We start from the raw sequence: 9585 nt of genomic DNA on the forward strand, positions 1-9585 counted from the left end.
CTGGAACGGATGCGCCGCAGACATGGGGGCGCGGACGCCGTCCGTCAAACCCGTTTTCCGCGAAATTGTTCGCCGATGGAATCAGGCGGCCCGGCGATCCGAGAGGGAGAAGATCAACCGCTCATAATCGGTGCCGCGCTGGCGCAGCAGCCCCTGCAGCAGGGCACCGCTGGCTGCCATCTTCTCCTGCAGGCGGTCATGCTTGTCCTCTTCGGCCAGCAGCGTGGCATAGAGGGGGGCGATGACCCCGTCGACGATCCCCGGATCGGCGACGCGCCGGTTGGAATGATAGCCGATGATCTCGCCACCCGGCGCGAAGCTCGGGGTGATGTGGGCGAAGACCCAGTAATGGTCGCCGTTCATGGCCCGGTTCAGCACATAGGCGAAGATCTCCCGCCCCTGGCCGACCGTATCCCACAGCAACTTGAACACCAGCCGCGGCATATGCGGGTGACGGATGATGTTGTGGGGGGCGCCCAGCGCTTCCCGTTCGGTCAGGCCGGCGATGGTCAGGAACGTCCGGTTGGCATAGGTGATGCGCCCGCCGCGGTCCGTCTTGGTGACGATGACCTCATCCGCCCCGAAATGCCGCTCAACACCGGTCAGACTCGCCTGCGCCATGGTCCGCTTCCTCCTGGCCGCCTCCTGTGCGGCTTTCCCGCTGCCTACGCCGGCAGACCAGCGGGCCGCGTTGACCTATATCACGCCGGATCCTCTGCGACCCAGCGTCGCGCAAGGGCCGGACTTGCGCTGGCGCAAGGACCGGACGTTCCGTCCGGCGCAGTCTGCGCGCCCTTCCGATGCCGTCCGACCAGGGCGGCGGCCCTTGCCAAGGCCCTGCGCATGACCCTGTCCACCGCCCTTCCGCCCCCGCTGTCGCCGGTGCTGCTGGCCGGTCTCGCCCTGCGTGCCCTGCCTCTGCGACCCGTCCAGATGGCCGTCAGCGCCGCCTTTGCCGCCATGCGGCAGCGCCATGCCGCCGTGTTCGAGCGGCTGGCCGATCTGGGCGACTGCCGGGTGCTGATCGATCCCAGCGACCTGCCCTGCTGCTTCCTGCTGACCCTGGGCGGCCCCGCTCCGGGCATCGAGGTGCGGGCCGACGATGCCGGCCTGCCCGCCGGGCTGGCCCGGCTGCGGGCGCCGCTGGCCACCCTGCTGGCCCTGCTGGAGGGGCGGCTGGATGGCGACGCCCTGTTCTTCGCCCGCGACCTGCGGATGTCGGGCGACACCGAGACGGTGGTGGCCCTGCGCAACGCCGTGGACGGCGCCGACATCGATGTGCGCCGCGATCTGGTGGAGGCGGCCGGCCCCTTCGGTCGGCCCCTGTCCCTGCTGCTGCGGCACGGGGAAACGCTGCTGGGCGGCGCCGGCGCCGCCCTGGGCGTCCTCCAGGCCTCGGCCGCCCGCGATGCGGAGCGCCGTCTGCGCTCCCTGGAATCCCGTCTGGACTCGCTGCAGCAGCAAACTGCCGCCGCGCCGCGCCGGCGCGCCAATGCCGCGCCCCCTGCCGCGGCAGCGACCACCGCGACCCCGGAAAGAGTCTGAGCCATGCCCACCTTGGAACTGGTCTGCCCGGCCGGCACCCCGGCCGCCCTCGACGCTGCCCTGGAGGCCGGCGCCGACACCGTCTATTGCGGCTTCCGTGACGAGACCAACGCCCGCAACTTCCCCGGCCTGAATTTCAGCCGGCCGGAGATGCGCGATGCCGCGCGCCGGGTCCATGCCGCCGGCAAGGACCTGCTGATCGCCATCAACACCTTCCCCCGCGCCGGCAATCCCGGCCCCTGGCACAAGGCCGTGGACGATGCGGTGGACGCCGGGGCCGACGCCATCATCCTGGCCGATATCGGCCTGCTGGCCTATGCCGCCAAGACCCACCCCGGCCAGCGCCTGCATCTGTCGGTGCAGGCCGCCGCCTCCACGCCGGAGGCCATCCGCTGGTACCATGCGTGCTTCGGCGTGCGCCGCGTGGTGCTGCCGCGGGTGCTGACCCTGGCCGAGATCGCCGCCCTGAACAGCGAGATCCCGGTGGAGACCGAGGTCTTCGCCTTCGGCGGCATGTGTGTCATGGCGGAGGGGCGCTGCCAGCTCTCCACCTATGTCACGGGCCAGTCGCCCAACTCCCATGGCGTCTGCTCCCCGGCCAGCCATGTGCGCTACGAGGAGCGTGGCAGCTGCATGGTCTCCCGCCTGGGCGACATCACCGTGAACATCTATGGCGAGGGGGAGCCGGCCGGCTATCCCACCCTGTGCAAGGGCCGGTTCGCCGCCAACGGGCGCACCTCCTACCTGTTCGAGGACCCGATCTCCCTCAATGCCGCCGGGCAGATCCCCGAGCTGATGCAGGCCGGGGTCACCGCGCTGAAGATCGAGGGCCGCCAGCGCGGCAAGGCCTATGTGGCCAAGGTGGTGGCGGAGTTCCGCCGCGCCATCGATCTGGCGGTGCAGGGCCAGCGCCCCGACCCCGCCGCCCTGGCCGCCCAGGCCGAAGGCCAGCGCCAGACCGCCGGCGCCTATGACCGCCGCTGGCGCTGATACCGGACGACATGCCATGACCGACTGCAAACTGACCCTGGGGCCGCTGCTCTATCACTGGCCCACCGAGCGCAAGCTGGATTTCTACCGCCGCATCGCCGCGGAGGCGCCCGTGGACACGGTGGTGCTGGGTGAGGTGGTCTGCCCCAAGCGCACCGCCGGCGAGGAGATCCTGCCCGAGCTGATCGCGCTGCTGCAGGCCGCCGGCAAGGAGGTGGTGCTGGGAAGCCTGGCCCTGGTGATGCAGCCGCGGGAGCGGCACGCCACGGCCGACCTGCTGGAGCTGGACCTGCCCGTGGAGGCCGGGGACGGCACGGCCCTGGCCCTGCTGCGCGGCCGGCCGCACCATGCCGGCCCGCTGCTGCCCGTGGCCAACGAGGGCACGCTGGCCATGCTGGCCGGCCAGGGGCTGCGGCGGATCTGCTTCGCCGGCGAACTGCCGGGCAGCACCGTCGCCGTCCTGGCCGCCGAGGCGGCCCGCCTGGGCGTGGAGGCGGAAGCCTTCGTCTTCGGGCGTCTGCCCCTGGCCATTTCCGCCCGCTGCTACCATGCCCGTAACCACGGGCTGGCCAAGGATGGCTGCCAGTTCGTCTGCGGCGAGGACCCGGACGGGCTGGTGGTGGACACGCTGGACGGCATGCCCTTCGTCGCCATCAACGGAGTGCAGACCCAGACCCACAGCTATGTGGACCTGGTGGGGGATCTGGCCGCGCTCCGGGCCATGGGCATCCACCGCTTCCGGTTGTCGCCGCAGGATCTGGACATGGTGGCGGTGGCCCGCACCGTCCGCGCCACCCTGGACGGGCAGATCGACCCGGAGGAGGCCGCCGAGCGGCTGCAGGACCTTACCCCCGATACCGACCACAGCAACGGCTTCTTCCACGGGCTGGAAGGCCGGGTCCAGGTCGCCGGCCGCAGCCCGGGGCTGGTGGAGTAATCCCCGCTCCGGACAGGGCTGATCCAGATCATTGCCGGAATGGATGGGATGCCGCTTGGTTCGCCCAGGCAAACTCTGGATCAGCACAACATTGTTCCCGTCCACGGCCCGCCCCCCGTCCGGCTCGAGCCCCTGCCTCCGCCGACCGCCCATCGCCGCCGACGCCCGCCCGTCTCCCCGGGTGGCAGCGCCAATTCCGGTGTTCCAGATCAGGGAGCCGACAGCGTGACGTCGTCGACAGCCCGGCCGGCCGGCGTCGGCCCCTCCCCCCTCCGTCTGCCGTTCCTGATCGCCCTGCTGCTGCTGTTCCCGCTGTGGATCGGAATCGGCCTGCATATCCGCTACAACGACCGCACAGCCCGGACCGCGGTCGAACGCGACGTCAGCAATCTGGCCCGTAGCTTCGAGGAGCATGTCTCCGGGCTGCTGGAACGGCTGGATGAGCGTCTGCTGCAGGTGCGGCGGGACTGGCCCGGCACCGCCGCAGCGGACCTGCGGCCGGAGGGCGGCCACAGGTCGGACCAGATCCTCGGCTTCGTCATCCTGGACCGGCAGGGGACCGTCCTCGTCTCCACCGTCGCGGCAGACCCGGTCGGCAGTCCCCGCGACTCCGGCGAAGCGTTCCAGACATTGCGGGCCGATCCGTCCGACCGGCTGCTGGTCGGACGGGTGCAGCGGGATACGACCCGGGATGCCGCACGGGATATCGACAGCAGCGGCTGGATGCTGCACCTCTCCCGCCCCCTGCTGGACAGGGATGGCCGATTCGACGGCGTCATCTCCCTTGTCATTGATCCCGGCCTGTTCAGCCGGTTCTATGACAGCATCGACATGGGGGTGGCCGGCGCCATTGTCCTGGTCGGCACCGATGGCTGGTACCGGGCCCGCTCGCCGCTGACCGCCAACACGTTCGACCGCCCGATGACCAACCGGCCCTTCCTGGGGCCGGACGGGACCCATGTCGGCGTCTATGAGCCTGTCGGTTTCGTCGACGGCGTGCCACGGATCGGCGCCTTCCGCCGCGTGCGCGGCATGCCGCTGGTGGTGCTGGCCCTGCTCAGCAAGGAGGAGGCATTGGCAGCCTCCATCCGGGCGCGCAACTGGACCCTGATCGGCGGTGCCTTCACCACCCTGCTGACCCTGGCCGGCGTGCTGCTGCTGGCCCGGGCCGGCCGCCGGCAGGCCCGCCTGTCGCGAACCCTGGCCCTGCAGGAGGAGCGCTGGCGCCTGGCGCTCCAGGCCGTCGGGGATGGGGTCTGGGACTGGAACGTGGCAACGAACACGGTCTATTTCTCGCCGGGCTGGGCCGCCCTGTTCGGCGATCCGGCCGGCGACCGCACCGGCACCATGCTGGACTGGAGCGACCGTATCCATCCCGATGACCGCAATGCCGCCCTGGATGCGCTGGATGAGCATCTGGCCGGCCACACGCCGCTGTTCGAGCATGAGCACCGGCTCAATGGCAGCGACGGCCGGGAGCGCTGGGTCCTGGACCGGGGCATTGTGCTGGCCCGCGATGCCACTGGCTCGCCGGTGCGAGTCATCGGCACCCTGACCGACATTTCACAGCGCAAGCGGCTGGAGGACATGCTGCACGGACAGGCCACTGCCCTGGCCGTGGCCAACAGCCGGCTGGAGCGTCTGGTCACCACCGACGCGCTGACCGGCGTTGCCAGCCGGCGCGCGCTGGTCGAGCAGAGTCAGCGGCTGCTGACGCAGGACAGCCGCCAGGGCCTGCCCGTGGCTGTCATCATGGTGGATATCGACCATTTCAAGCTGGTCAACGACAACCATGGCCATGCCGCGGGGGACGAGGTGCTGCGCATCGTCGCCAGCCGCTGTGCCGCCCGCTTGCGCCGGGAAGACCTGTTCGGGCGCTGGGGGGGCGAGGAATTCGTGGCCATCCTGCCGGATACCGAGCCGGCGGGCGCCATGCAGGTTGCCGAGGATCTGCGGCGCGTCATCGCCGGAACCACCATCCCGCTGACCGGCGGGGTCACCGTCTCGGTGACGGCCAGCCTCGGGGTCGCCACCAGCAGCCGGCGGGGAACGGCGACGCTGGACGCGCTGCTGCAACGGGCCGACGCCGCCATGTACCGGGCCAAGCAGAGCGGCCGCAACCGGGTCTGCCCCGGCGATGATGGCCCCGGCGATGCCGAGCGGGATGGGCCGGCTCTGCGTCAGGTTGGCGGCACCCCGTAACCGGTGCGCTGCCGCCGTCCCGTCCCTGTCCGGGGCGGGCCGGACCTCGTTTTTCCAGCCCTGCATTTTTTGGCTTGCAATCCCCGCCGGCCCCTTCTATACAGCGGCCTCCGTTCCGGGTTAGCTCAGTCGGTAGAGCAGCGGACTGTTAATCCGCGTGTCGCTGGTTCGAGCCCAGCACCCGGAGCCAAATGCGGGTGTAGCTCAGTTGGTTAGAGCGCCGGCCTGTCACGCCGGAGGCCGCGGGTTCAAGTCCCGTCACTCGCGCCACTTTGCGGGCGTAGCTCAGGGGTAGAGCACAACCTTGCCAAGGTTGGGGTCGAGGGTTCGAATCCCTTCGCCCGCTCCAGTCTGATCAAAGCTTTATCAAAAGGGCCGGGTGCTTACCCGGCCCTTTTGCTTTGTCCGGGTAAGCATTGGGTAAGCAGCAAGCCGCCTGCGCCGGGGTGCCCTGGCGTGCGCCGAGGCGCGCCGGGGTGCGAGCGCCGGGCCGGGGGAGGCCGGAAACCTGCCCGGCCCCATGCCCCTTTACCCCATCGGCCTTCAGGTCATGCCGGTTCGACAGGTCCGACCTGATTCCGACCGGCTCCCCTCCCCGCTACGCCCCAGCATGCCTCCCGACCGGCGCGCCGCCCACCGGCTTGGCCTAGCCTTGTCCCCTCGGGTCCGTCAGGGGCTGTGGACAGGTGGGCCGCGCAGGTTCAGCGATTCGGGATTCAGGTTCGGGGCCGGAAATCACACGCCGGAACAGGGGCTTACGCCCCGTATCCTGAGGGATGGGGGGCGGTGCCCGAGGGATCGGGGGTGACATCCCGAGGAATCGGGGGCTGCTGCCCGAGGTCCTGGGGAAGGCGCCCGCCCCGCCCGGCGGCCGCCATGACCAGCGCCGACGCCCTGCCTCCGCCCGGCCGGGTGGTCCGGGTCGCCCGGGCTGCCCGCCAGCATGACGGGGCCGAGATGGTGGAGGCGCGCTTCGTCGCTGGCCAGTCCCCGTCCCTCGCCGCCCGCCGCCTGCTGCTGCTGATGGTGGTGGCTGCGGCGGAGGCCGGCTTCGCCGACCGGCGGCACCGCCTGGCCAAGGGCGACATCCGCCAGGGCCACAAGGGCAACGAGCGTGTGGGCCCGCTGCTGGAGGAGGTCTCCGCCATCCGCCTGGAGATCCAGGGCGCCTCCTCCCGCGGCCAGGCGGCCCTCATCCGTGCCGGCCTGTTTGCCGAGGTGGTGGAGGAGACGGCCGCGGGCGACGGCGCCTGGGTGGAGTACCGCTTCACCGAACCCGCCCGGCGGCTGTTCCTGGCGTCCGGCGCCTATGCCGTGCTGAACCGGGCGGCGGTGATGGCCCTGGGCTCCAAGTATGCCCTGCGCCTGTACGAGCTGGGCTGCCTCTACGCCGGCCGCCGCAACCCCACCCTGTCTTCCCCCCTCCCCGACCTGCGCGCCCTGCTGGGCGTGCCCGCCGGCGTCTACCGCGACTGGACCGACCTGCGCCGCAACGTGCTCGACCAAGCCCGGCGCGAGCTGGACGCGCCCGCACCGACCTGCGGGTGACGCTGAGGGAGCGCCGGCGGGGCCGGTCCGTCGAGGGGGTCACCCTGGGCTTCTGGCGCCTGTAGGGGATGGGTAGGAGGTGCTGAGAAGTCTTCACCCCGGAAGGAGGCAGAGTGCTTCGTCCCCGGCGCCGCCATCAATGCAGATTTTTGCGAACCGCACGGGCACGTCGTCGGCCGTCATCGCTTCATTCAGCAGGTCCACGATCCCGCTGCCGTCGAGCAGCGGATGAAAGGTCGGGGCGATGAAACGCGCCTCTATCCTACGGCAAGCGGTGATCTCTCCTGGTTGGATGCCATCCGGGTCCCCCGACTGGTCGTTCGCGAACCGGAACCGGCGGCGCAGCACGTCCTGCATCATCCAGGTGTAGAGAAGGAGTTCGGAGAGGATGCCGAGTTTTGTGTTCCCGCCCGCCTTCAGCTCGAACAGCCACAGCGACCCATGCCCGTCAGTTCCCAGCAGGTCGATGGCGCCGGCGCCCCCTGGGAAGACGCGCCGACCCGCCCCAACCTCGCACTGGAACAGGCCAACGGGAACCTGGGCGCACAGGCGGGTGAGGCCGCAGAAGCCCTCCAGCTCCAGCCCGTGCAGCAGGCGCCGCTCCAGAGCGGCTTCCGGGTTCGCGGCATCGGCTTTGGCGCCCGTGCGCCGCGTGTTCAGCACCAGGTTGGGTTCCGTCAGCGCCGTGGCCCGCTCCAACACCGCCGGGCGGGCCAGCCTGACCCAGGGGAACAGTCGCGCGAAGCGCCCAGCCCGGTAGAGGAACCGCTGCACGTGCGCGTCGGCAGGGTCTGGCTCGCCTGACCAGTCCAGGGTCACGGCCCCGACCCCACACCAGGCGCGCAAGGCGAGGACCCAAGCCTCGAAGGCTGCCCCGTCCGTCTGCATGTTGGCGGCCATCGCCCCGGTCGCGACTTCGACCCGGACAGCGTCAGCAGTGCCCGACACGACCACGTCCCGGGGTAAGCGGATGCCCCGGTCCCGCCCGGTCTTCACGGCATGCGCCCGCCGTAGCTCGGCCCCCCAGTCCATGGCCTATCCTTCCGGCCTTCTCTGATTACCCCACCAGATTGCGATGGCGCCGCTATGGAGTACATACTGCGGATATGCATCAGGGAGGGAAAGTTATGGCCGACCCGATCTTCCTGCCTGGGGTCCCGGAAGATTTGGTTAGGGCCGCCTTTGACCAAGCGCCGGGCAACGAGATCGCCACCGGCAAGTTTCTGAGCCCCGAGTCCTCCGCAGCGCTCGCCGCCAATGCCTTCGGCTGGTTCCTCCAGCGCCCAGCCTTCCTGCCGGTGCTGCCGGGGCTGGCAGATGCGTGCTGGCCCGCCGAGCGGGTGGAGCTTGAGGCGGTCCTGCGCTTCCCCTGGGCAGGTGGTCGGCACCCGTGCCTGGACGTGCTGGTCGCGACGGAGACGGCCCTGATCGGGATCGAGTCCAAGCGCTATGAACCGTTCCGGCCAAAGGGGCCGCCCAGCCTGTCGAATGCCTACTGGCGCCCGGTCTGGGGGGAGCGGATGGCCGGCTACCAACGGGTTCGGGACGGGCTTCGCGACGGCACCTTCCGCTTCCAGCACCTGGACGCAGCCCAGCTGGTGAAGCATGCCCTGGGCCTGCGCACGGCCACCCACCGGCCGGAGGAGGCAGGAAAGGCGGCGGTGCTCGTTTACGTGTATGCAGAGCCGGTTGGCTGGCCCAATGGCGCCTCCATCAACCCCGCGGATCATGCGGCGCACCGGGAGGAGGTGTCACGGTTTGCAGACCTAGTCGCGGGTGACGAGGTGCGGTTCCTGTTCTTCAGCTATCGCCAGCTTCTGGAGGGCTGGTCCAGTTCGGGGAATGCCGCCGTTTCGTCGCACGCCCAGGCCGTCCTGCACCGGTTCGCGCCGTGAAACCCCGGCATGCTGTCGAGCCCCAGGGGGCCATGCGCAATTCAAGGAAGGTCTCTGGTCTGGTTGATTTCGGCAGCACGAAGGGCGGCATATCTCACAGCCTGCAGCACGTCGTCACGCTCCAGGTACGGGTAGTCGGCCAGGATGTCGTCGATGGCGACGCCGGTGCCGACCATGCCGACCACCATGCCCACGGTCACCCGCGTGCCCCGGATGCAGGGCTTGCCGCCCATCACCCCCGGCCGCAGGCTAGAGCAGTTTCCGAGCGACAGGAATCGTGAGGGATTCCCATGGGGCTGATTTTGTGATTCATGCTGCTGGCTGGGTATGGAGGCCAGCCAGCATGGGTCTTGGGCTTTCGATGGATCTGCGCCGTCGGGTGGTTGCGGCGGTGCTGGACGAGGGAATGAGTTGCCGGGGCGCTGCGTCCCGGTTCGGGATCGCGCCGTCGACCGCGATCCGCTGGTG

The 9585-nt window shown here is 70.3% G+C and carries 10 protein-coding genes and 3 tRNA genes; 10 read left to right on the plus strand and 3 right to left on the minus strand.

The window, feature by feature from the left end:
- Nucleotides 1-81: 81 nt before the first annotated feature.
- Nucleotides 82-621 carry a PAS domain-containing protein gene (locus DK368_RS16815; protein WP_114395133.1) on the minus strand — a complete coding sequence of 180 codons (540 nt, stop codon included), beginning with the start codon at nt 619-621 and terminating at the stop codon, nt 82-84.
- Nucleotides 622-843: 222 nt separating this feature from the next.
- On the opposite strand from DK368_RS16815, the gene ubiT reads away from it, so the two are divergent.
- From ubiT to DK368_RS16855, 8 genes are all read left to right on the plus strand, one after another.
- A complete protein-coding gene (gene ubiT, locus DK368_RS16820; protein ID WP_162306074.1) occupies nt 844-1545 on the plus strand; it encodes a ubiquinone anaerobic biosynthesis accessory factor UbiT in 702 nt (233 codons plus the stop codon).
- A gap of 3 nt (nt 1546-1548) precedes the next feature.
- Nucleotides 1549-2535 (plus strand): ubiquinone anaerobic biosynthesis protein UbiU, encoded by a 987-nt coding sequence (ubiU, locus tag DK368_RS16825; protein ID WP_114395135.1) that lies wholly within the window; start codon nt 1549-1551, stop codon nt 2533-2535.
- Between the two features lie 16 nt (nt 2536-2551).
- A complete protein-coding gene (gene ubiV, locus DK368_RS16830) occupies nt 2552-3472 on the plus strand; it encodes a ubiquinone anaerobic biosynthesis protein UbiV (RefSeq protein WP_114395136.1) in 921 nt (306 codons plus the stop codon).
- 225 nt (nt 3473-3697) lie between these two features.
- Complete coding sequence (locus tag DK368_RS16835) at nt 3698-5674, plus strand: sensor domain-containing diguanylate cyclase (RefSeq protein ID WP_114395137.1); 1977 nt, start codon at nt 3698-3700, stop codon at nt 5672-5674.
- Nucleotides 5675-5788: 114 nt separating this feature from the next.
- Nucleotides 5789-5864: transfer RNA gene (locus tag DK368_RS16840), tRNA-Asn, on the plus strand.
- A 3-nt stretch (nt 5865-5867) separates the two neighbouring features.
- Nucleotides 5868-5944 (plus strand) — tRNA-Asp (locus DK368_RS16845).
- Nucleotides 5945-5948: 4 nt separating this feature from the next.
- Nucleotides 5949-6023 (plus strand) — tRNA-Gly (locus DK368_RS16850).
- A 527-nt stretch (nt 6024-6550) separates the two neighbouring features.
- Nucleotides 6551-7222, plus strand: coding sequence for a replication initiation protein (locus DK368_RS16855; RefSeq protein ID WP_114395138.1), 672 nt, complete (start codon nt 6551-6553; stop codon nt 7220-7222).
- A 93-nt stretch (nt 7223-7315) separates the two neighbouring features.
- Here DK368_RS16855 and DK368_RS16860 read toward each other — a convergent pair whose 3' ends face one another.
- The gene (locus DK368_RS16860) at nt 7316-8254 is read right to left on the minus strand and encodes a hypothetical protein (RefSeq protein WP_114395139.1); all 939 of its coding nucleotides are present in this window, start codon (nt 8252-8254) and stop codon (nt 7316-7318) included.
- 95 nt (nt 8255-8349) lie between these two features.
- On the opposite strand from DK368_RS16860, the gene DK368_RS16865 reads away from it, so the two are divergent.
- A complete protein-coding gene (locus tag DK368_RS16865) occupies nt 8350-9117 on the plus strand; it encodes a hypothetical protein (protein ID WP_114395140.1) in 768 nt (255 codons plus the stop codon).
- Between the two features lie 41 nt (nt 9118-9158).
- Here the strand turns inward: DK368_RS16865 and DK368_RS16870 are convergent, their stop codons facing one another.
- On the minus strand, nt 9159-9350 hold the full coding sequence (locus tag DK368_RS16870; protein WP_114395141.1) for a DUF433 domain-containing protein: 192 nt from the start codon (nt 9348-9350) through the stop codon (nt 9159-9161).
- A gap of 110 nt (nt 9351-9460) precedes the next feature.
- On the opposite strand from DK368_RS16870, the gene DK368_RS21675 reads away from it, so the two are divergent.
- Nucleotides 9461-9585, plus strand: a 125-nt coding sequence (locus DK368_RS21675; protein WP_193552259.1) for a helix-turn-helix domain-containing protein, incomplete at its 3' end; no start/stop codon positions are given.

It is taken from the genome of Oleisolibacter albus, assembly GCF_003336875.1.
In the GTDB taxonomy this organism is placed as follows: Bacteria; Pseudomonadota; Alphaproteobacteria; order Azospirillales; family Azospirillaceae; genus Niveispirillum; species Niveispirillum album.

Bases quoted from the DNA above. Each gene is read 5' to 3' on its own strand.
- DK368_RS16815 (WP_114395133.1), bottom strand. From the start codon at position 621: ATGGCGCAGGCGAGTCTGACCGGTGTTGAGCGGCATTTCGGGGCGGAT.
- ubiT (WP_162306074.1), top strand. From the start codon at position 844: ATGACCCTGTCCACCGCCCTTCCGCCCCCGCTGTCGCCGGTGCTGCTG.
- ubiU (WP_114395135.1), top strand. From the start codon at position 1,549: ATGCCCACCTTGGAACTGGTCTGCCCGGCCGGCACCCCGGCCGCCCTC.
- ubiV (WP_114395136.1), top strand. From the start codon at position 2,552: ATGACCGACTGCAAACTGACCCTGGGGCCGCTGCTCTATCACTGGCCC.
- DK368_RS16855 (WP_114395138.1), top strand. From the start codon at position 6,551: ATGACCAGCGCCGACGCCCTGCCTCCGCCCGGCCGGGTGGTCCGGGTC.
- DK368_RS16860 (WP_114395139.1), bottom strand. From the start codon at position 8,254: ATGGACTGGGGGGCCGAGCTACGGCGGGCGCATGCCGTGAAGACCGGG.
- DK368_RS16865 (WP_114395140.1), top strand. From the start codon at position 8,350: ATGGCCGACCCGATCTTCCTGCCTGGGGTCCCGGAAGATTTGGTTAGG.
- DK368_RS16870 (WP_114395141.1), bottom strand. From the start codon at position 9,350: ATGGGCGGCAAGCCCTGCATCCGGGGCACGCGGGTGACCGTGGGCATG.